The sequence below is a fragment of the Phytoamicus setariae genome (assembly GCF_016722925.1).
GTDB lineage: Bacteria > Pseudomonadota > Alphaproteobacteria > Rhizobiales > Rhizobiaceae > Rhizobium_E > Rhizobium_E setariae.
Window position 1 is genome coordinate 202,606 of sequence record NZ_JAEQNC010000009.1, and the last position, 20,558, is coordinate 223,163.

Here is a 20,558-nt window from a genome sequence, read left to right on the forward strand (position 1 = left end):
CGGATATGTCCGCCGGGTGGTTCTCAGTTTTTACCCGGCCAGGCCGGCAGATCGCCCTGATAACGATTGAGCCCGATATCCTGCAGCATCGAACGCCGATGGATTTCCGCCATCACAGGCTCGAAAACGGCATTGCGCTTTTCAAGCTCGGCATGCTCGGCCAGATGGACCGGCACAAGTTCGGCAATCTCATCGAAGATCGCATCCTCATCGACCGTCGTCAGCTTGCCGGCCTGCATAACGATCCTGCCTGCCACCATCACCGTCTCGATCGACGAGCCGTTCTCCGAATAGACCAGGTGCTTCGCGACATTGTTGAGCGGCATGAACGGATAGTTCCTCAGATTGAGGATCAACAGATCCGCCGCCTTACCGACCTCGAGCGAACCGGTGACCTGCTCCAGCATGGCGCTGCGCGCGCCACCAATCGTTGCCATGCGGACGATCTCGTCGGCCGTCACCCATTTGCTATAGTCCGGGCCGGAAACGCTGTGGATCAGGCCGGCCACGCGCATGACGTCGAAGATCCGCGAGGTATCGTTGGAACAAACGCCATCCGTGCCAAGGCCGACGGTGACGCCGGCATCGAGCAGTCGGCGGATCGGCGAAATGCCCGCGCCGAGCTTCTGGTTGGAGACGGCGTTGTGGGCGATGGAGACGCCCGCCTCGCCCATCAGGCGCATATCGTCGTCGCTGACCCAGACGGAATGGGCAATGGTGGTGTTGCGGCCGAGCACGCCGAGATCAGCCATGTAGGCGATCAGGCTCTTGCCGTAGATTTCATGGCCGGTGACGGCTTGCGTCTTGGTCTCCAGCACATGGGTGTGGAACGGCACCGCCTTGTCGCGGGCAAGATCGTAGCAGGCAAGCAGCAGATCGCGGGTGCAGCGCTGCGGCGCCGAAGGGGCGATCATGAAATTCAGCCGCCCGGCTTTTCCGTGCAGGCTGGAGAATGCCGACTTGCAGTAATCCATATAGGCGTCTGCCGTGATCGGCGGGCCGAAATCCAGCTGGTCCTGCAGGTTCTGCGGCATCACCTCGCGGGCAAACGGCAGTGCATCCAGCGTGTGAATGTTCATCACCGCACTTGAGACATTGGCGCGGATGCCGACGTCGTCATAGGCGCGAAACACGGTGCCGAGGCGATCGAGATCATGCTTGGGAGGATCGAAGAAATCGTCGCAGAAAGTGGTGACGCCGTTCTTCAGCGACTCCATCGCCAGAAGCAGGCTACGGAGATAGAGGAGCCGCTCGCCGATCGCACCGTTCATCAGCAGCGGATAGGCATAGAGCAACCAGATTTCCAGCGGCATGCCCTGATAGCGGCCGCGGAAGAAGGTTTCGCTCGAATGGGTGTGGGAATTCACCAGACCCGGCATCACCAGCTTGCCACGTCCCTCGATGATTTGAGCGTCGGGACCGGCCGAGAGCTGTGGGCCAATGGCCCTGATCGTGGCGCCTTCGATCAGGATATCGCCATCGAAGGGCTCGGTACCGTGGGCGGCATCGACGGCGAGAATCTTGGCGCCCCGGATCAGGATTTCGGTCATGGCAGGTTCCCCAGCGAGCGGATCAGCAGGTCGTAGTAGGCAGCCGGGTCACCGTCCTTGACATAGAAGACGTTCTTCGGCCGGTCGGTGATCTGCCACCAGTCGGCCACGGTCATGCCTGCGGTCAGCGTGCCGTTCAGTTCCACCGAGACGTTGATCTGCCGCCCGGAGAACATTTCCGGTGCCATCATGAAGGCCGGCACACAGGGGCCGTGCAACGGTGCACCTTCCCAACCATACTTCTTCAGGTCGAACGCCTCGGAAAATTCCAGCATCTCCGCAGTGGCGATACCGCATTTATTGCCAAGTGCGCGCATGGCCTGAAGCCGCGCCGGCGTCGAGCGCATCTGATGGGTCACGTCGAGCGGCAGCATCGTGGTCTTAATCCCCGCCTTGAGCACGATATCGGCGGCTTCCGGATCGACATAGCAATTGAACTCGGCGGTTGACGTGATGTTGCCGACCTCGAAATAGGCTCCCAGCATGGCGACGACTTCGGCGATTTTCTCAGCGATGTCGGGCGCCTTGCGTAGCGCGACCGCCAGATTGGTGATGGGCGACAGCGAACAGATGGTGATCTCGCCGGGATGGGCACGGACGGTATCGATGATGAAATCGACACCGTGCTTCTCCTGCAGCCTGATCTTCGGCTGGGGCAAATCCGGGCCGTCCAGACCGGTCGGGCCATGCACATGTTCGGCCATCACAAGCGGCCGGACGATCGGGTGCGGGCAACCGGCAAAAACGGGGATATCCGGCCGGCCTGCCAGTTCCATCAGCTTCAGGCAATTGTTGATCGTGTGATCGAGATTGATGTTGCCGGCGGTAGCCACCAACCCCAGCACCTCGAAAGCCTGGGGCTGTCCAAGGATCATCAGGATGGCGGCCGCCTGATCCTGGCCTGGATCGGTTAGAATTATCAGCTTGCGTTGGGTCATGCCGATGTTCCTTCAACTTTGCCCGGCGCGCCACCTTCGAGCCAGGCATAAAGTTCCCAGGTCTCGCCATCGGGGCCGTAAAAATACAGACAGCGTGAATTCCAGGGGTAGTCGGCAGGTGGATTGACGAAAGTCACGCCTTCCTTGCGTAGCGCGTCATAGCTCGCGTCGATGGCGGCCGGCGTGTCGAGCTTGACGGCGATCAGTACCGCCGAGGCAGAGCCGGGCTTCACCCTGACATCGGCATGCTTTTCGATATGCTCACGCTCCCAAAGCGCCAGTGTCAGGCCCGCACCGGTGAAATCGGCAAATCCCGGTGCACGATGCTTGAGTTCGAAGCCGAGCTTATCCGTATAGAAGCGGATCGAGGCCTCAAGATCGGTCACGAGGATACAGACGTCCTGGATCGGATGGACTTGAGCAAATTTCATGATGTCTCTTCCCTGAACTTACTGGTCTTTCAGCTCGGCGAACGTGCCGGCTGCTTTCGCCCCGCCGCGCAGCTTGCCGCTCAGCCAGACACCGAAAATTGTCGCGAGATAGGGCAGCGCCTGCAGCAGATCGTGCGGCACCTTGTCGCCGAACATCAGCTGCGCGCGAATGCCAAGGGCGCCGACGACCGCGAAGAACAACGCTGCGAATGTCGCGCCGACCGGATGCGCAGCACCGAAGATGACGGCGGCAAAAGCCATGAAGCCGCGTCCCGAGGTCATGCCCTGGGCGAAGAACTGCAGGCTGCCACCTGCCAGCTCCGCCCCGCCGATGGCGCAAAGCACGCCGCCTATGGCCAGCGCGATCAATCGCATGCGCGCCGGATTGGCGCCAACGCTGCGGGCCGCGAAGGGGTGCTCACCGCAGGCCGCAAGCTGCAATCCGAAACGGGTGCGCCGCAGCAGTACCCACATGCCGAAGACGACAAAGGGCATGGCAACGACAAAGATCGACAGCACACCGTAGGAGCCGAAAGCCGGCCCCAGTTTCGGCACGCCGAATGGCGCACTAACCGTTGCCTGACTGCCGAAGATTGCTTCTACGGCCAGCGCGGTGCCGCCGATGCCAAGGCCGGTCAGCCCGAGGCCGGCAATGATCGGATTGGCCTTGAGCTTTTCGATGACGAACCACAACAGCACGGAGGCGAGCACACAGAGCGCCATGGCGATCACGATCGCCATCACGAAGGAATTGGTCATCATGATGCCGAGGATGGTGGCGCAGGCGCCAATGATCATGATGCCCTCGAGGCCGAGGTTCCACACCCCTGCCCGCTGGGCGATGACGCCTGCAAGCGTCACATAGATCAGTGGCGTGCCGGAGCGGAGGATGGCGATGATGATGTCGTTCATTGAGAACGCCCTCCGAGGCGCAGGAATTTTTCGACGAAATTGGAGCGCGCGGTAATAAACAGCGCGATCGCCGCATTGATGATGTCGATCGCCGCTGCCGGCAGCCCGGCCATGATCGGCAGGTAGAGCGCAGCCGAGGCCAGCCCGCCGAAGAAGATCGCGACGACAGCTGTGCCGACAACCGAGAGATTGGCGACCAGCGCGATCAGGATGGCGGTAAAACCATGCGTCGGCAGGAAGCCCGAGGCGATGCGGCCATTCGGTCCCATCAGTTCGATGGTGCCCGCGAGACCCGCAAGCGCGCCGGAGATGATGAAGCTCGAAAGCCCAAGCTGCCAGAGTTTTGCGCCCTGCCACTGCACCATCGTGCCGTTGCGGCCGGCGAGACTTGCGAGGACCCCGAATGCGGTGCGGTTGACGAGTAGCCACATGACGATGCCGACGACCACGGCAATGGCGATGATGGTTGGCGACAGTCCGAGCGAATTAGAGATGCGGTAGGCGGCGTCGAGCGGCCGGCTCGATGCCTGCTGGCCGGAACCGGATGGATCCTTGAGAGGCCCAGAGGTTACATAGACGAGTAGCAGGCTGGCCAGAAAATTGCCCATAAGCGTGGTGATGACTTCATCCGTACCTGACCGCAGCTTCAGCAGACCTGGCCACAAGGCCCAGAGCGCGCCGCCGATCATGCCGGCGATAAAGCAGGCCGGAATGACCACGAATGCCGGTCCGCCCTTCAGCCATTCGGCGGCGAAGGCGGCGAAAATCGCACCGACATAGAACTGTCCCTGCGCGCCGATATTGAAGAAGCCGGCCCGGAAGGAAATGCCGACGCCGACAGCGGTGATAAACAGCGGCAGCGCCCAGCGCAGGCTCTGTTCCATGGCACCCGGCCTGAGGAATGCGCCATCGGCAATCGAGCCCAGCATCAGCGGCGCGTTATATCCGGCGAATTGGAAGACTGCGGCGCAGAGCACCAGCGCGAAAGCCACGAAGATCAGGCTGCGGATGATGGAAAGGATACGGTCTTTCATTGTCTGGCTCCCGTCATGGCCGGCATGACCGGGGTCATATCTGCTCTGGCTCCGGTCATCGCCGCGCCTACGGATTGGATGTCATAGGGGGCGGAGAATTCGCCCGCCACTTTGCCCGATAGCATGACGACGACCCGGTCGGAGATATCGAAAAGTTCATCCAGGTCCGACGAAATCAGCAGGATCGCGGCACCCCGGTCACGTGCTGCGCGCAAGGATTGCCAGACGAAGGCGGTTGCCCCGATGTCGAGGCCGCGTGTCGGCTGGGCGGCGATGATAACCTTGGCGTCCGGATCGACCTCGCGAGCGAGGATGACCTTCTGGGCGTTCCCGCCGGAAAGCGATCCGGCTTTCTGGGCCGAGGAGTGGTAATGCACGCTCCAGTTCTTCAGCGCCTTGTCGCAGAATTCACGAATTTTCGCCGGATTGACGATCTTGAGGAGCGGTCCCTGCAGCAGTTCGCGGGCGCTCCAGTTTTCCCAAAGTGAGCTGGTCAGGCTAAGCCCTTCGACATTGCGCTCGAAGGGAATGATGCGCAGGCCAAGCGCCCGGCGGGCGGCAAGCGGCTTGCCGCTGACTTCTTGCCCAGCAAGTGTCACCGTTCCCGCGGAAAGGTCCGCAAGGCTGGCAATTGCACGCACCAGCGTCTTCTGGCCGTTGCCCTCGACACCGGCGACACCGAGGATTTCACCGGGGCGCAGCAGCAGGTCGACGTCTTCGAGCGGTGCACCCTCGCTATCCGGTCGGGTGGAAACAGACTTCAGAGTCAGCACCGGCGGCAGGCCGTTGCGGGCTGCATTGGCGGCGTCATCCCCATGCGCGGCGCGTGCACCGACCAACGCGTCCCTGTCCTCCTGGCTGAGGTTTCTGGCCGCTTCGCCGACGATCATGCCGGCCAGCTTGTCGGCGGAAATATCGGCACATGAAATCGGCCCGTCGATCAGCTTTCCGCCACGCAGCACGGTCACGGTATCGGCAATGCCGAGCACTTCGCGGATCTTGTGAAGGATAAGGATAACGGTAACGCCGCGTTCCTTCAGCCGGCGGACGCGGGCAAACAGCATCTCGATGCCGCTCGGCGACAAGACCGCTGTCGGCTCGTCCAGGATCAGCACCCTGGCATCGGTCACCAGCGCGCGGGCAATCTCGATGCCCTGCTGCGTTTCGACTGGCAAGTCGCGAATGCGTCGTGAAATATCGACCTGAACGTCGAGGCTCCTGAGATGTTCATTCCATTTGGCGAGCAAGCTCTTGCGCGAATATATCCCGCCTTTGCCGGGCGCACCGAACTCCATAGCCTCGGCGACCGTGAACGACGGCGGCAGGGCAAAGCTCTGGTGTACCAGTTCGACTCCGGCTTCACGGCTGTCGTTGACATGCCCGGTACGAATTTCGCGGCCCTGAATCTCGACCGCGCCTGTTGTCGGCTGGACGAGCCCGGATGCAACGCGGGCAAAGGTGGTTTTTCCGGCGCCATTCTGGCCGACCACGGCATGGATGAGACCGGGCGTGAAGGATACCGACACGCCAGACAACGCTGTCACCTCACCATATTTGACGGTGACGTCCTGGCAGGTCAGGGCGGGCGTTTGGATATTGGACATGAATTGGTTCCCAACCGAAATCAGTGGTTCGCGGCTTCGAACAGGGCTAGTGACGAAGCCGCGAACCGACGACAATCCTCCCTGCAAGGGAGGATCGCAACTCGTTCTGGTGGCGCATCGCTAGCTCCCCGGATCATTTGGTCCGGGGAGCTACACAACTTAGAGGGTCGTATTGAAGGGAACCTTGACCGAGCCGTCAAGAATGCCCTTCTTGGCAGCTTCGATGTCGGCCCAGACTTCCTTGGCCTTGCCGGAAAGATCGGCCGGGCCCTGCTCGGCAAATGTCGGCGACGAGACGAACTCGATGACGCCTGTGCCGAGGCCGGTGTTGAAGTGGCCGCCCTTCCAGTCGGCGGCAAGCGCCTTGGTGACTTCGTTGTAGAGCGACTGGCCGAAATCCAGCGCAACAAGCGCGATCACCGATTTCGGGCCGAGCTTGTACTGGGCCGGCGAGATGGCGCTGACCATGCGGCCTTCCTTCTCGTTGGCGGCGGCGATGATGCCGCCGTCGGTAGCAGCCGAGTCCGTCTGGATGTAGTCGATGCCGTCATTGTACATCTGCGTGGCGATTTCCTGGCCCTTTGCCGGGTCCTGGAAGGATCCTGCAAAAGCTGCCGTAACAGTGGCGTTCGGATTGACCGCCAGCGCGCCAGCCTTCAGCGCATTGAAATCGGCGTTCAGCGGCGGCAGCGACACGCCACCGATGTAGCCGATCTTGCCTGTTTTCGACACCTTGGCCGCGAACATGCCGGAGAGGTAGCAGCCGAGATAGTAGTCATAGGACACGGTGACGACGTTCGGCAGGGTCGGTTCGATCGGGTCGCCGAACAGCTGGATCCACTTGGTGTTGGGATAGGACGGAGCGAGCGCCTTGAAGGGCTCGGCGACTTCGTTGAAAGTCGAGACGATGATGGTGGCGCCGGCATCACCAAGCGTGCGGAACACGGTCTCATAGGTCGCGGGGTCCTGCGCGTAGACGGCGCGGTACTCGAAGCCCTGCTCGCCGGCAAGCTGCTTGAGCTTGGAGATCATGGAATCGACCGGACCATTGTCGCCGGCAGCCTGGGTGTGAACCAGTGCCACGAGGCCGCCTGCTGCATGGGCAAGTTTCGGCATCAGGTTGGCAGCCAAGCCCAGCGCGGCAGCACCCGCGCTTACCTGCAGGAACGAGCGGCGGTCGATACCGGAATTTATGGTCTTCCCAGTCTTGATGTCAGTCATGGTTTTGTTCCCTTGTTGCTGGTTGTTTGCAATCTGTCATCATTGTCCGGCGGCGGCCTGGCGGCCACCGCAAGCGTGTTGCCCGTCGCTCAGAGCGGCGGAGAATAGGGTGCCGGGTTCATGATCATCACCTCCTGCTTCTGGATCGCGTCGAGCGACCAAACCTCGGAGATGAATTTCTGCCAATCCGGATCGGCATACATGGCCTGCCGCCGCGCTTCGCGATCGGCAAGGCTGTCATAGGCCCACATCAGCACCGTGGTGTGCAAGGTACCGATCTCCGAAATATAAAGGCCGACAAACTTGTTGAGATGGCGTTTCTGCACCGGCAGGCCGTCAGCCTCGTATTTCTTCATCCATTTGTCGACGGTTCCGGGCTTGAACGTGTAAGTGCGGTGCTCGAGGATCATCGGATTTGTCCTTTATGCGTTCAGGATGAATTCGGCGCATTTTTCACCGATCATGATGGCGGGGGCATTGGTATTGCCGCTGGATATGATCGGCATGATCGAGGCATCCGCGACGCGCAGGCCATCAATGCCGTGCACCTTGAGCCTGGCATCAACGACCGCCATGGGATCATTGCCCATTTTCGCGGTTCCAACCGGATGGAACGTGGTCATCGCCGTGGCTCTCAGCCACTTGGTGAGGTCCGCGTCGCTCATCGCTGTCGGTCCGGGCGCAAGCTCCTGGCCGCGATACTTGTCGAACGCCTTCTGGTTGATGATATCACGCGTTAGCCGGATGCCGTCGATCATGGTGCGAACGTCAAAATCGGCCTGTAGATAGTTGGCCTGGATCTTGGGCTTGTCGGTCGGATTGCTGGACCGCAGGGTGATCTCGCCACGGCTGACCGGGTTGACCGGACCGACGCGAAGGGTAAAGCCGTGATTGGCCTCGACCGCCTGCTTCCTGAACGGATTGGGAAAATGCAGGTTGGCGGTCTTTTCCAGCGCCGGCATGAAATGCAGCTGGATATCGGGCGCGATCAGGCCGTCATTGGAGCGAATGAAAGCCCCCGCCTCATAGGGGAATGTGGTGGTGATGCCTTCGCCGAACAACAGACCCTGCACCATCGACACTGTCAGCTTATCGGCGCGCAGATCTGAATAGAGCGTGATCGGCTCCTTGCATTCCCAGCTCATGACGCAATCGACATGGTCCTGCAGGTTCTTGCCGACACCGGGAAGATCATGCGCCACATCGATGCCGAGCGCCCTCAACTCGGCGGCCGGACCGATGCCCGAAAGCAGCAGCGTCTTGGGAGAATTGACCACGCCCGAGGAGAGGATGATGTCGCTGGTGGCGTTGGCCGTGGAAAGCACACCGCCTTTCAGATATTCGACGCCGGTGGCGCGGCCCTTGTCGATGACCACCCGGGTGGTTTCGGCGGCCGTGATCACCGTCAGGTTCTTGCGAGCCATAATCGGCCGCAAGAAGGCCCAGGAGGTCGACCAGCGCTTGCCATTCTTGATGGTGAAATCGTAGCGGCCGAAGCCTTCCTGCGTGGCGCCGTTGAAATCGTCGTTAAGGGGATAGCCAGCCTCGGCGCCCGCCTGGCAGAACACATCCATCAGCGGATTGTGGCCACGCGCCCGGCAGACGGTCAGCTCGCCACCTGCATTGTGAAATTCGCTGTCGCGCTGGACATGCGCTTCCGAGCGACGGAACGCCGGCAACACTTCGTCATAGGACCAGCCCGGCAGGCCCAACTGCGACCAGCGGTCATAGTCGTGCTTGTTGCCACGGACATAGATCATGCCGTTAATGGTCGATGTGCCGCCCAGCACCTTGCCGCGCGGCCAATAGAGCGACCGGTCGTTCAGATAGGGCTCGGGCTCGGTGTGATAGTGCCAGTTGTAGATGCCGGAATGAAACAGCTTGCCCATCAGCATCGGCAGGCGGAACAGCGGGTTGCGGTCCTTGCCACCGGCTTCGAGCAGCAGAACCTTTTTGGCAGGATCGGCCGACAGCCGGTTGGCCAGCACGCAACCGGCGGAACCGGCGCCGACGATGATGAAATCGTACGTATCGTTCGCGGCCATTTTCACCATGCGACGGGCATGCCGCCCATCGCCTCCAGATATGAGTTGCAGAGAAGAAACGGGTTGGGCTTGCCGAGCACGGCATCGGCAAAGGCCGGGTGTTCGCGCAAGATGCAGGCACTGCGGCCTGAAACGCCCTCGGAAAGACCCATTTCATTGAAAATATCGGCCGCCGCCGCGCCAAAGCCGATGAAAACTAGCGGCGCATCGCGCTCAAGTAGCGTCTCGATCACCCTGAGCATCAGCGGCCGCCAGAATGGCAGATGGCCGCGCGACTGGTGCGGATCGATATCGACCTTGAAGCGCGAAAGCGTCAGAGACGCATTCAGCAGCAAGGCGCCTTCGCGCACCCAGCGATCAGCGATCGCATCGGGCTTTTCGAAATGCCTGGAAGGGTCATTCAGGAGCGACCGTACGTCGGGCCACTTGTCGAAGCTCGCCCCCAGCCGATCGTCGCCCAGCCGTGCAGCGACAATGAGCTGCATATAGGCGCGCACACTTTTCGAAAACATCTTGTCGAGTTCGTCCCACGAGGCCACATTGCCAGCCTCGAAAGCACGCCCCGTGGCAAAGCCGGGTTCCGGATACGGGTCCTGACCGAGGATCATGCAGCGAACACCATCCGGCGCGATGCCGTCGAAGGCGGAAAGCGCGTGCATGCCCTTGGGCTGTCCGGGAAAATGCCTGCCGCGGCGAACCGGGAAGATCGGCTCCCAGGCTTCGAATTCCAGATCGGCATCGACGCGATCGAAATGATCGCCGACCGGACCAAGGAATGCCCGCCATACATCAGGCAGATCGGCCTCCCAGCCGGCGAGCGTTTCCGCCATCGCCTCTTTCAACCTCATCGGCATTGTGCCGTCCCCGTTTTCATTTATTGAGAAGAGACTAGACAAAACCTGACCAAAGTGTCAACTTCTGAAAATAGAAAAATGACCATTTGGTCAAAATTTTTCTGACCAAAGCGTCAACTTCCTGATGGCGGATTTGCGCTTGCATTCGCAAATGAAACGCGCAATTGCATGAGAGCGAATTTGCGCCGCTGAATTGTTATTGAAAACCAAAAAACGACCGAGAACGAGGCATCGCATGGCAAAGGCGACGAAAGATCCGGAAGGGAAAATTCGCGAACGCAACATGCGGCTGATCATCAAGGCTGGCATAGAGATTTTCGCGCGCAAGGGCTTCGACGGCACCCGGATTGCCGAGATTGCCGAAGCCTCCGGTTTGCCGAAAGCCAATGTCTACTACTACTTCTCCTCCAAGGAAGAGATCTACACCGCCGTTATCGCCCACCTGATCGCCGGCTGGGATGATGCGCTCAAGCACATATCCCCCGATAGCGAGCCCGCCGATGCCTTCCGCGCCTATATCAGGGCGAAACTCGACTACACCAGGAAGAACGTCGCTGAGGCACGCCTGTTCGCAAGCGAGATTATCCAGGGCGCGCGCTTCCTGAAGAAGAAGGATCGCGAGCACATGCGGGAAGTTACCGATGTGCGCGTCAAAGTCGTCGAGAACTGGATCGCCGCCGGCAAAATGATAGCAGTCGACCCGCGCCACCTGTTCATTATGCTCTGGGCTGCGACCCAGTACTACGCCCAGTTCGAGCCGCTCGCGGCCGATGCGCTTGGCAAGACCCGGCTGAAACTTGAAGATTACGACAAAGCAGCCACAACGATCGCTGACACGGTGCTGCGCGGCATTCTTGTCTAGGCTGCCACCGTCCATCCTTCGACAACAGGACAAATGGATCAGCCGGCCACAACCTCGGCAGCCACCTTTTTGCGATAGCCATTGCGCCGGCCTAATTTGGCATCGCCCCCCTACACTCCTCCTGCATCAGTAATAGCGAAATCTTCACGCTTCGGAGCTCTCCGATGATCGAATTCCATCAACAGCCAGTAAAATCGACTGAACTATTGCGCCTATGAGCGCAATTTCGCATCAATCGCTGCGGAATTGCCGCTTTTTCCTCGTGATATCGATCTTTTTTTGCCCAAATGCCTTCGCGCAATTGCAATTGCTGCGCCTTGTGGCTGGATTACGTCGAATATCGTCAGCAGTCAGCGTCGCAATGCGAATTCTTTGGGAGCAGGATGCGGGGAATGAATTCATCGATGGCCGACACATTGACCGATTTGCTGACGACCGGCCCCCTGCTCGTCGACTGGATCGACGCCGACGGGCGGATCCTCAAGGTGAACGATCAGGAAGCACGAGAACTTGGCCTGGATCGGGACAGGATCGTCGGACAGGCACTGGAACGTATCTATGGTGGCAACTCCGCGCAGTTCATCCGTGCTCTGCTGAAAGGCGAGCAGCCGGCGACTCCACATTTCCCCGTCTGGATGAACACGTCTTCCTATGAGGAAATCCCCATGGTTGCCGCAGCAGTCGCCGAAAGCGGAGGCGGATTGGCAATCCTCAAGCTCTCGCTTAGCGCCGCCACGCTCGGGATAAGCCACGAGCTGATCGAACGAGTGGAAATCCTCTCCCAGATGATCGGCGCCGCCACCGAGGCTTGCTGGTGCATCGAATTCCTTGAGCCGGTCGATGTGTCGCTGAGCGAAGACGAGATCGTCGAACGAATTTTTTCCAACCAGTCCAGATGGCGGGCCTGCAACGAGGCCATGGCGCGGCTCTACGATGTCCCGGAGGGGCTGGATTTCAACACCCAGCCGGTATCGCGCTATTTTCCCGCAACCCCGGTCAACAAGGCGATGGTGCGCAACCTCGTCCGCTCCAACTACCGGCTCGACCATGCCGCCGCCGTCGATCAGCGGCACGACGGCAGCGAGATGCTGGTGGAAAACGATTTCAGGGCCGCGATCCATGACGGCCTGTTGATCCGGCTTTGGGGAACCACGCGCGACATCGGTCCGCACCGCCGCAGGGAACAACAGCTGACCGACCGCGCCGCCTCGATGCAAGATATCCTCAGCGCTGCGCCCGATCCTATCCTCGTGCTGTCCGAAGAGGGATTGCTGCTCGCGGCAAATCCCGCATCCGAACTCGCCTGGGGCCGGACCGCCGACCAGATCCTCGGCCGGTCGATCCAACAATTCGTGGAAAGCCGCAATGCGTTGACCCGCTTGCGGCAGGCGGCCATCGCCGAGGACGATGCGGAGAGCGAATGTGACCTGATCGTCATTGCCGCCGATGACATCCGGGAAAGCTGGCGTTTCAGGGTGGCCCATATTGAAGGCGAGTTTCGCCGCTACGTGCTGACCGCACGGCGGAAAACGAAGCGCCGCGCCCGCGGCCAAATGGCGGAGGCACTGTCATGAAATTCTATGGCAACGACATCGCCAACCTTGCCCACCGGCGGCTGCGTCCGACCTTCATCGACGATCCGATGTTCTCCACATTTCTGGAAGCCCTGCCCGATGGCGCGGCGCTCTTGGAAACCGACGGCACAATCAAGCTCGTCAACAGCAAGCTCGAACTGCTGCTGAACCTGAACAAAGGCGATCTCGTCGGCAAGGAACTCGCCCGCCACGCCAAGACGGCGGGACCGATCATCCACAAGGTATCGACGGCGCTACAGCAGTTGAAGCGGCTGGAAATATCCGGTGCGCTTAACTCGCAGCGCCAGGTCGCTGCCAGCCTCAGCATTCTTCGCACCGGCGACGGCGGCGCCTATGGCGCACTGCTGGTCATGCGAGAGCCCAATCGCGCCGCGCGCACCGCCGACGCCGGTCTTGAACGCTTCCGCTTCCAGGAAGAGGGTGGCGCTCCGGTCACGGCAAGCTATGCACAGACGCCAGCCCTGCGCGCGCTCAGCAAACAGGGCACGGTAGCACTGGAACGCGGCAGCGCCATCCTGCTCTCCGGGGAGAGCGGAACCGGCAAAACCGAGCTTGCCCGCCGCATCGGCAAAATGAACGAGCCGGGCGCGGCCCCCTTCGTACATGTCAATTGCGGCATGCTGGGCGACGCCCAGTTCGACGCGGAGATGTTCGGCATCGAGCCGGGCTCGACGATGGATGCGTCCACGCGCGGCAAGCTCGGCTATATCGAGGCAGCCGACGGTGGCACCCTGTTTCTGGATCATGTGACAGACCTGTCGCTGGCCTGCCAGATGAAGCTGGTGGCGTTTTTCGAGGCGCAGACCTTCAACCGCGTCGGCTCGGCGCAACGGCGGCAAGTGCAGGTCAAGGTGATAGCCGCCGCCAACCGAACCTTGCCGGACATGCTGGCCGACGGGCGCTTCCGCGAAGACCTCTATTATCGCCTCGCTGTCGTTTCGCTGATACTGCCACCGCTTCGCGGCCAGAGCGACCTCATCAGAGCCGTAGCGGAAGCCCAGTTGCAACGGATCAACTATGGACGACGACCGACGCTGAAACTGTCCGAAGAGTTCTGGGAAAAGCTGCTCGGATATGATTACCCCGGCAACATCCGCGAGCTCTCCAACATCCTCGAGCATGCCGCTGCATGCGCCGACGATCTGGCTATGGCTGAACATTTCGTAACGCCGATCAAGCCGGCAACGGCCAGCCCGAAGGCCGGGCCTGCAATCCTCAACACAGACGAGACCCCGGCAACGCCGGCTAGTTTCCGGGACCTCGTTCAGGAATTCGAGACCTGGGTTCTCGAAAAATCCATCGCCGAGAATGGAAGCAAACGAAGCGCCGCCAAGGCGCTCGGCATCGACATAGCAACACTTGTCCGCAAGACAAACCGCAAGCGATGAACCACCAAAACCAAAAGGGGAACAACAACATGAAAATACTCAGGAAACTGGCGGTCTGCGCCTTGGCGACCGTCGCCATACTGCCGCAGACCGTGGCGGCATCCGCCGGAGAACTCAATGTCCTCACCTGGGAGGGCTATTCCACGAAGGGCTTCATTCCCAAGTTCGAGGAAGCGTCGGGCTGCAAGGTCACGGCTTCCTATGTCGGCTCCAACGACGACTTCGCCGCCAAACTCGCTGCCGGAGGCGGTGTCTACGACATCATCACGCCTTCGCTCGACACCGTGCCGATGATGCGGCTGGCCGGATTCGTCGCACCGATCGACACCGCCAAGGTCGCGGGCTTCGACGGGATTTATCCCGAATTCTCCAAAGCCGCCGACGTGGTCGCCGATGACGCTACCTGGGCGGTTCCGCTGATCTGGGGTTCCGTGTCGCTGATCTATCGCCCCGACAAGTTCGCCACCAAGCCGGATTCGATCGCCGTGCTGTTCGACCCGGCCAACAAGGGCAAGATCTCGCTCTGGGACGACAAATCGGCGCTTTACTGGACGGCGCGCTATCTCGGCTATGACAATGTGTTCGATCTCACCGACGAACAGCTGGAGGCCGTCAAAGCCAAGCTGATCGAGCAGAAGCCGCTGATCCGCAAATATTGGGCATCGGCCGGTGAACTGACCGAACTGATGGCCAACCAGGAAGTCTTCGTTTCCAATGCCTGGACCGGCCTTACCAGCAAGGATGTCAACAACCTCAAGAAAGGCTTCGAGGTCGTCGAATTCACCCCCAAGGAAAAGGCCGAAGGGTGGATGGACTCGATGATGCTGGTCAAGGACACGCCCAACGAGGACTGCGCCTACAAGTACATGTCCTTCATGCAGTCCGCCGAGGGCCAGTGCGGCATCGCCGAATCGACCGGCTATTTCCCGGTCAATCCGAAAGCGGTCGCCGGCTGCATGAGCGACGAGATGAAGAAGGACCGCCAGGTCGACAACGTCGAGTTCGTCAAGAGCCTCGTCATGTGGCAGCAGCCGAAGCGCCTCGACAAGTATCTGGAAGTCTGGAACGCGGTCAAAGCCGCGCCCTGACACGCATTGCGGGACGAGCGGCCATCCGGCCGTTCGTGCCCCGCCGACATTCGAAATCAAAAACAAGCGTGGGGAACGCATGACATCGCGACCAATCGTGACGCTCGACGGCGTCGCAAAGACCTATGGTACGTTTACGGCCCTCGACACAACCGACCTCGCGCTCGGCGAAGGCGAGTTCGTCACCCTGCTTGGCCCTTCCGGCTGCGGCAAGACGACGACGCTGAGGCTGATCGGCGGCTTCGAGTTTGCCAATCGCGGCCGCATCCAGATTGCCGGCCAGGATGTGACGGACAGGCCGCCCTATCAGCGGCCGGTCAACACGGTCTTCCAGGACTATGCGCTGTTTCCCCATATGAGCGTCGCCGACAATATCGGCTATGGCCTCTCGGTCAAAGCCAACAACGTGCCGCGCGCCGAACGCAACAAGCGGGTCGCCGATACCCTCTCAATGGTTGGCCTCACCGGCATGAGCGACCGGCGCCCGGGTGAGCTTTCGGGCGGCCAGCGCCAGCGTGTCGCCATGGCGCGCGCCATCGTCCGCCGCCCTCGCGTGCTGTTGCTTGACGAGCCGCTCTCGGCACTCGATGTCAAACTGCGGGAGGGCATGCAGGTGGAACTGAAACGGCTGCACCGTGAACTCGGCATCACCTTCCTGATGGTCACCCACGACCAGACCGAGGCGCTGGCGCTTTCGGACCGGATCGTAGTGATGAACCAGGGACGGATCGTCCAGATCGGCTCTCCGACCGAGCTCTATGACGCACCGGCGACGCCCTACGTCGCCGACTTCATCGGCGCGAGCAATCTCGTCGAGGCTCAATTTGCCGGCATTGACAACGATTTCGACCTGCTGAAACTCGCCGATGGCACGATACTTCGCCGCAAGCGCAAATCCAATGACCGGGCATTTGCCGCCGGGCAGGCCGTTCTTGCCGGCATCAGGCCGGAACGCTTGCAGACCAGACCATTCGAGGGCGCAAACACCCTGCAAGGATGCGTCGTGGAAACGCTGTTTCACGGCGACCGGGTCCGCATGGAACTTGGCTTGGCAGGCGCGGCCAAGCCGATCTTCACCGAGGTGACGCGCACGGCTGCATCAGCAGCCGCATCGCTGCTGCCCGGCTCGACACTCTCCCTTCATGTCGACCCGGCCGACATCATGATCTTTCCGGCGGAGGCAGGCCGATGATGCTCAGCCGGCGGAATTTTGGATCTTTCGTGGCACTCTTCTCGATGCCCTTTGCCTGGGCACTGGTGTTCATGATCGTGCCCTATCTGATCATGATTTCAGTCGGCTTCTGGACGCGGCAATTCCCGCTCTTCTACCCGGATTTCCAGTTCGGGAATTTCGCGCTGGTCTTTTCCGATCCGCAATACACGACTGTGATTCTGCGGACGCTGAAGATCGCCGCAATCGTCACGCTCGGCGCTCTCGTGCTTGGCTATCCGCTGGCCTATTTCCTGGTCTTCACCGTCAAGTCGGACCGCATGCGCAATCTGCTTTACATGTCAGTGATCGTGCCGCTGTGGGTGTCCTATCTGCTACGCGCCTATACCTGGAAAATCATCCTCGGCACCGACGGCGCCCTGAATTCCCTGCTGATAAACGCCGGTCTGATCGACGAGCCGTTGACGATGTTCCTCTACAATCAGACCTCGATGGTGATCACGCTGATCTACATCTTCGTGCCGTTCATGGTCATGCCGATCTTCACCGTACTAGACAACATCCCCAAGCGCTTCATCGAAGCCTCGGAAGATCTGGGTGTCGGACCGTTCATGACCTTCTGGAAAGTGATCTTCCCGCTGTCGCTCGGCGGGGTGGTCGCTGGTGCGACGATGACATTCTGCTTGTCTTTCGGCGACTTCGTCGCCCCTGTGCTCGTCGGCGGGCCGGATGGCACAATGGTTGCCAATCTGCTGCAGACCCAGTTCGGTGCGGCCCTCAACTGGCCGCTCGGCTCGGCACTGGCCACGCTGGTCCTGATACTGGTGCTGGTGCTGCTGCAAATTTCCAGTCGGCTCGACCGTGCCGGCCGTGTCGATCTGGGCTGAGGAGGAAACATCATGCACGCACTCCGATGGTGGCAGAAAGGCATGGTCGGCGTCAGCCTCGCCGTGCTCGCCTTCCTCTATATCCCGATCGTCATCCTGGTGATCTTCTCGTTCAACGACAGCGCGGTCACCTCCTTTCCGCTCGCTGGCTTCACTTGGCGCTGGTACCAAGCCTTCCTGTCGAACGAGCAGATGCTGAGAGCACTGGCCAACAGCCTGATCGTCGCGGTGTTTGCGACGATGGTCAGCGTTATCGTCGGCGTGACGGCGGCGCTCGCGCTCGACAAGTACCATTTCCCCGGCAAGCACCTCTTCCAGAATGTCATCCTGTTGCCGCTCAGCCTGCCGGGCATCGTCACCGGCATTGCAATGCTGAACTTTTACAAGCAGATCGGCATTCCGCAGAGTCTGACGGCGGTGGTAATCGGCCATTCCACGGCGCTGCTCGGCGTCGTCGTCTCACAGGTGATGGCGCGGCTTTCGAAGCTCAACCGGCGGCAGCTCGAAGCCTCGGTGGACCTTGGTGCAACGCCATTCGAAACCTTCCGGCGTGTGACACTGCCGAATATCCGCACATCCATCCTCGGCTCGGCGCTGCTGTGCTTCACGCTATCCTTCGACGAAATCCCCGTGACCTATTTCCTCACGGGCCGCGAAGTGACACTGCCGATCTACATCTATTCCACTCTCCGGCGCGGGATCACGCCTGAGATCAATGCCATCGGCAGCGTCATCGTTGCGGTGTCCTTCATCCTCATCGTCCTGTCGGTCACGCTGCTGCGCGACCGCAAGCAATAATCCACTAGGGAGAACAGCATGGATAGTCAGACCTACACCCGCGATTTCTGGCACACAAAAGCCGGTAAGCTGGAGTTTCGCGTCAACCATTTCATCGATGGCGCCTATTTGCCATCCGCCGATGGCAGGACCTTTCCGTCGATCAACCCGGCCACGGGCGCGACGATCGTCGAGGTCGCACGCGGCGGCGAAGCCGAAGTCAACCGAGCCGTCGCCGTCGCCCGCAAGACATTCAAGTCCGGAGTCTGGTCGCGCATGGATCCGCGCGCCCGTATGGCGGTGCTCGAGAAGTTCTCGGCGCTGATCGAGGCCAATGCCGAGGAGTTTGCCATCCTCGACAGTCTCGACATGGGCAAGCCGGTGATGGATATGATGAACATCGACATCCCGGGCTCCGTCACCAGCCTTAAGTTCTTCGCCGAAACCATCGACAAGATCGAAGGCGCCGTCACATCCACCGCAGCCAATGCCCTGCACTACATCCTGCGCCAGCCGCTCGGCGTGGTCGGCATTATTGTTCCCTGGAATTATCCGCTGATGATGGCCGCCTGGAAGCTCGGCCCCGCGCTCGCCACCGGCAATTCGGTCGTGCTCAAGCCGGCCGAGCAATCGCCGCTTTCAGCCGGCCTGCTGGCGGAGCTGTTCATCGAAGCGGGCGGCCCGTCGGGCGTGCTCAATGTCGTGCATGGCCTCGGCGAGGAGGTCGGCAAGGCACTGGCGCTGCACAACGACGTCGACAAGATCGCGTTTACCGGCTCGACCGAAGTCGGCAAGCTGTTGATGATCTATGCCGGCCAGTCGAACATGAAGCGCGTCACCACCGAATGCGGTGGCAAGACCCCGCAGATCGTGCTCGGCGACTGGGACGACCTCGACACAGCGGTGACCTACGCGGTCAACGGCATCTACGGCAACCAGGGCGAAGTCTGCAACGCCGGGTCGCGCATTCTCGTCGACAAGAAGATCCACGACGATTTCGTCGAACGCTTCACCGCCCGGACCGCGGAAAACTTCGTGCTCGGCGATCCGCTCGATCCTTCCACCACCATCGGACCGCTGGTGACTGCCTCGCACCAGAAGCGCGTGCTGAGCTTCATCGATATCGGCCGCAAGGAAGGCGCGTCGCTGAAATTCGGCGGAGGCACACTGCCATCCGCGCCGGCGGGCGCCTATGTCGAGCCGACGCTGTTTACCGGCGTCAACAACTCCATGCAGATCGCCCGTGAAGAAATCTTCGGGCCGGTGGCAACGATCATCCCGGTCGACGGCATGGACGACGCGATCGAGATCGCCAACGACACGATCTACGGCCTCGCCGCCTCGATCTGGACGCGCGATATCAGCAAGGCGCATCTGTTTGCCCGCGACATCGAGGCGGGCGTGGTCTGGGTCAATTGCTTCGACCACGGCGATATGACCTCGATCTGGGGCGGCTACAAGCAGACCGGCAACGGCCGCGACAAGTGCCTTGAGGCCCTCACCCAGTACACGCAGACAAAATCAGTCTGGGTCAATCTCGGATAACAGGAGAGTTTGTCTTAGCCGGCGCGCATGGGCTTTCCGGCCCATGCGCTTTCCGTTGTCGGAAGGCCAATCCGGATCAAACTCAACCAAAGTACAACTTTAAATATCAAGGCGCTCTACGCGGCATAATCAAAGGTAAGACAAATAGAGATGCTAATATGAGTGTAAAAACGACACAGATCCCCTTGATAGGGTAATATTCTGGCACACGAAGCGATTTAAATTTGCGCGATTTAAGTAAAATCATTTAATTCGTATTCATCTTTTGGAGGATGGCTATTTCTTAGCTTAGAAGGCCCGAAAGGACCCGCTTTTTGCATCTTTCCGCGCTCACACCGGTGGAAGAGATGGTTCAGCGCAAACGCTTACGTCCAAAGAAGTAGACCGAATTACAACTGAGTAGGTACAACCAAACCTTTCGGCGGCAGGAGGCTATCGCGCGCAAAATTAAGCATGCGACAATCGTACCGACAATAACGCTAGGCAAGATGGTTATTTTCCGGTAAATAATACATCTCTTATGTAGCTTTACCTTCTAAACATTCATGAATTCACGCCAAGTTTTGGCCGCTGAACCTAGCATATGGGGCATCGCCCGTACAAATTGTCTTCGGCATCGCGACACAAAACCTGCGCGTCTTGGTGGGGAGTAAATG

General features: G+C 60.3%; 18 protein-coding genes. 8 read left to right on the forward strand and 10 right to left on the reverse strand.

What is annotated here, in order from left to right:
- Window positions 1-23: 23 nt before the first annotated feature.
- From JJB09_RS17255 to JJB09_RS17300, 10 genes are all read right to left on the reverse strand, one after another.
- Window positions 24-1,550, reverse strand: coding sequence for an amidohydrolase (locus JJB09_RS17255; RefSeq protein WP_201660811.1), 1,527 nt, complete (start codon window positions 1,548-1,550; stop codon window positions 24-26).
- The gene (locus JJB09_RS17260; protein ID WP_201660814.1) at window positions 1,547-2,488 is read right to left on the reverse strand and encodes a nucleoside hydrolase; all 942 of its coding nucleotides are present in this window, start codon (window positions 2,486-2,488) and stop codon (window positions 1,547-1,549) included. The genes JJB09_RS17255 and JJB09_RS17260 overlap by 4 nt, the downstream gene beginning before the upstream one ends.
- Window positions 2,485-2,919, reverse strand: a complete 435-nt coding sequence (locus JJB09_RS17265; protein ID WP_201660817.1) for a VOC family protein — start codon at window positions 2,917-2,919, stop codon at window positions 2,485-2,487. The genes JJB09_RS17260 and JJB09_RS17265 overlap by 4 nt, the downstream gene beginning before the upstream one ends.
- Window positions 2,920-2,937: 18 nt before the next feature.
- The gene (locus JJB09_RS17270) at window positions 2,938-3,831 is read right to left on the reverse strand and encodes an ABC transporter permease (protein ID WP_201660820.1); all 894 of its coding nucleotides are present in this window, start codon (window positions 3,829-3,831) and stop codon (window positions 2,938-2,940) included.
- Window positions 3,828-4,865, reverse strand: coding sequence for an ABC transporter permease (locus JJB09_RS17275; protein WP_201660822.1), 1,038 nt, complete (start codon window positions 4,863-4,865; stop codon window positions 3,828-3,830). Before JJB09_RS17275 ends, JJB09_RS17270 begins: the two co-directional genes overlap by 4 nt.
- Complete coding sequence (locus JJB09_RS17280; RefSeq protein WP_201660824.1) at window positions 4,862-6,469, reverse strand: ABC transporter ATP-binding protein; 1,608 nt, start codon at window positions 6,467-6,469, stop codon at window positions 4,862-4,864. Before JJB09_RS17280 ends, JJB09_RS17275 begins: the two co-directional genes overlap by 4 nt.
- Before the next feature lie 159 nt (window positions 6,470-6,628).
- Window positions 6,629-7,651, reverse strand: coding sequence for a BMP family ABC transporter substrate-binding protein (locus tag JJB09_RS17285; RefSeq protein ID WP_201660981.1), 1,023 nt, complete (start codon window positions 7,649-7,651; stop codon window positions 6,629-6,631).
- Window positions 7,652-7,779: 128 nt separating this feature from the next.
- Window positions 7,780-8,100, reverse strand: a complete 321-nt coding sequence (locus tag JJB09_RS17290; RefSeq protein WP_201660826.1) for an NIPSNAP family protein — start codon at window positions 8,098-8,100, stop codon at window positions 7,780-7,782.
- A 12-nt stretch (window positions 8,101-8,112) separates the two neighbouring features.
- Window positions 8,113-9,735, reverse strand: a complete 1,623-nt coding sequence (locus JJB09_RS17295; RefSeq protein ID WP_201660828.1) for a GMC family oxidoreductase — start codon at window positions 9,733-9,735, stop codon at window positions 8,113-8,115.
- A 2-nt stretch (window positions 9,736-9,737) separates the two neighbouring features.
- A complete protein-coding gene (locus tag JJB09_RS17300; protein WP_201660984.1) occupies window positions 9,738-10,565 on the reverse strand; it encodes a uracil-DNA glycosylase family protein in 828 nt (275 codons plus the stop codon).
- Between the two features lie 259 nt (window positions 10,566-10,824).
- On the opposite strand from JJB09_RS17300, the gene JJB09_RS17305 reads away from it, so the two are divergent.
- The 8 genes from JJB09_RS17305 to JJB09_RS17340 all read left to right on the forward strand — a co-directional run bounded on the left by JJB09_RS17305 (window position 10,825) and on the right by JJB09_RS17340 (window position 19,902).
- Complete coding sequence (locus JJB09_RS17305) at window positions 10,825-11,451, forward strand: TetR family transcriptional regulator C-terminal domain-containing protein (protein WP_201660830.1); 627 nt, start codon at window positions 10,825-10,827, stop codon at window positions 11,449-11,451.
- Between the two features lie 392 nt (window positions 11,452-11,843).
- Window positions 11,844-13,025 (forward strand): PAS domain-containing protein, encoded by a 1,182-nt coding sequence (locus JJB09_RS17310; RefSeq protein WP_201660834.1) that lies wholly within the window; start codon window positions 11,844-11,846, stop codon window positions 13,023-13,025.
- The gene (locus tag JJB09_RS17315; protein WP_201660837.1) at window positions 13,022-14,434 is read left to right on the forward strand and encodes a sigma 54-interacting transcriptional regulator; all 1,413 of its coding nucleotides are present in this window, start codon (window positions 13,022-13,024) and stop codon (window positions 14,432-14,434) included. Before JJB09_RS17310 ends, JJB09_RS17315 begins: the two co-directional genes overlap by 4 nt.
- Window positions 14,435-14,463: 29 nt before the next feature.
- On the forward strand, window positions 14,464-15,522 hold the full coding sequence (locus JJB09_RS17320; RefSeq protein WP_201660841.1) for an ABC transporter substrate-binding protein: 1,059 nt from the start codon (window positions 14,464-14,466) through the stop codon (window positions 15,520-15,522).
- 79 nt (window positions 15,523-15,601) lie between these two features.
- Window positions 15,602-16,714, forward strand: coding sequence for an ABC transporter ATP-binding protein (locus JJB09_RS17325; protein WP_201660844.1), 1,113 nt, complete (start codon window positions 15,602-15,604; stop codon window positions 16,712-16,714).
- Window positions 16,711-17,580 (forward strand): ABC transporter permease, encoded by an 870-nt coding sequence (locus tag JJB09_RS17330; protein ID WP_201660847.1) that lies wholly within the window; start codon window positions 16,711-16,713, stop codon window positions 17,578-17,580. Before JJB09_RS17325 ends, JJB09_RS17330 begins: the two co-directional genes overlap by 4 nt.
- A gap of 12 nt (window positions 17,581-17,592) precedes the next feature.
- The gene (locus tag JJB09_RS17335; protein WP_201660850.1) at window positions 17,593-18,378 is read left to right on the forward strand and encodes an ABC transporter permease; all 786 of its coding nucleotides are present in this window, start codon (window positions 17,593-17,595) and stop codon (window positions 18,376-18,378) included.
- 18 nt (window positions 18,379-18,396) lie between these two features.
- Window positions 18,397-19,902: an aldehyde dehydrogenase gene (locus tag JJB09_RS17340; protein ID WP_201660852.1), complete on the forward strand. Its 1,506-nt coding sequence runs from the start codon at window positions 18,397-18,399 to the stop codon at window positions 19,900-19,902.
- Window positions 19,903-20,558 lie beyond the last annotated feature (656 nt).

What these genes read in the sequence shown, in the direction of transcription:
- JJB09_RS17255 (WP_201660811.1), bottom strand. Translation starts at nt 1,550, where the DNA reads ATGACCGAAATCCTGATCCGGGGCGCCAAGATTCTCGCCGTCGATGCC.
- JJB09_RS17260 (WP_201660814.1), bottom strand. Translation starts at nt 2,488, where the DNA reads ATGACCCAACGCAAGCTGATAATTCTAACCGATCCAGGCCAGGATCAG.
- JJB09_RS17265 (WP_201660817.1), bottom strand. Translation starts at nt 2,919, where the DNA reads ATGAAATTTGCTCAAGTCCATCCGATCCAGGACGTCTGTATCCTCGTG.
- JJB09_RS17270 (WP_201660820.1), bottom strand. Translation starts at nt 3,831, where the DNA reads ATGAACGACATCATCATCGCCATCCTCCGCTCCGGCACGCCACTGATC.
- JJB09_RS17275 (WP_201660822.1), bottom strand. Translation starts at nt 4,865, where the DNA reads ATGAAAGACCGTATCCTTTCCATCATCCGCAGCCTGATCTTCGTGGCT.
- JJB09_RS17280 (WP_201660824.1), bottom strand. Translation starts at nt 6,469, where the DNA reads ATGTCCAATATCCAAACGCCCGCCCTGACCTGCCAGGACGTCACCGTC.
- JJB09_RS17290 (WP_201660826.1), bottom strand. Translation starts at nt 8,100, where the DNA reads ATGATCCTCGAGCACCGCACTTACACGTTCAAGCCCGGAACCGTCGAC.
- JJB09_RS17295 (WP_201660828.1), bottom strand. Translation starts at nt 9,735, where the DNA reads ATGGCCGCGAACGATACGTACGATTTCATCATCGTCGGCGCCGGTTCC.
- JJB09_RS17300 (WP_201660984.1), bottom strand. Translation starts at nt 10,565, where the DNA reads ATGGCGGAAACGCTCGCCGGCTGGGAGGCCGATCTGCCTGATGTATGG.
- JJB09_RS17305 (WP_201660830.1), top strand. Translation starts at nt 10,825, where the DNA reads ATGGCAAAGGCGACGAAAGATCCGGAAGGGAAAATTCGCGAACGCAAC.
- JJB09_RS17310 (WP_201660834.1), top strand. Translation starts at nt 11,844, where the DNA reads ATGAATTCATCGATGGCCGACACATTGACCGATTTGCTGACGACCGGC.
- JJB09_RS17315 (WP_201660837.1), top strand. Translation starts at nt 13,022, where the DNA reads ATGAAATTCTATGGCAACGACATCGCCAACCTTGCCCACCGGCGGCTG.
- JJB09_RS17320 (WP_201660841.1), top strand. Translation starts at nt 14,464, where the DNA reads ATGAAAATACTCAGGAAACTGGCGGTCTGCGCCTTGGCGACCGTCGCC.
- JJB09_RS17325 (WP_201660844.1), top strand. Translation starts at nt 15,602, where the DNA reads ATGACATCGCGACCAATCGTGACGCTCGACGGCGTCGCAAAGACCTAT.
- JJB09_RS17330 (WP_201660847.1), top strand. Translation starts at nt 16,711, where the DNA reads ATGATGCTCAGCCGGCGGAATTTTGGATCTTTCGTGGCACTCTTCTCG.
- JJB09_RS17335 (WP_201660850.1), top strand. Translation starts at nt 17,593, where the DNA reads ATGCACGCACTCCGATGGTGGCAGAAAGGCATGGTCGGCGTCAGCCTC.
- JJB09_RS17340 (WP_201660852.1), top strand. Translation starts at nt 18,397, where the DNA reads ATGGATAGTCAGACCTACACCCGCGATTTCTGGCACACAAAAGCCGGT.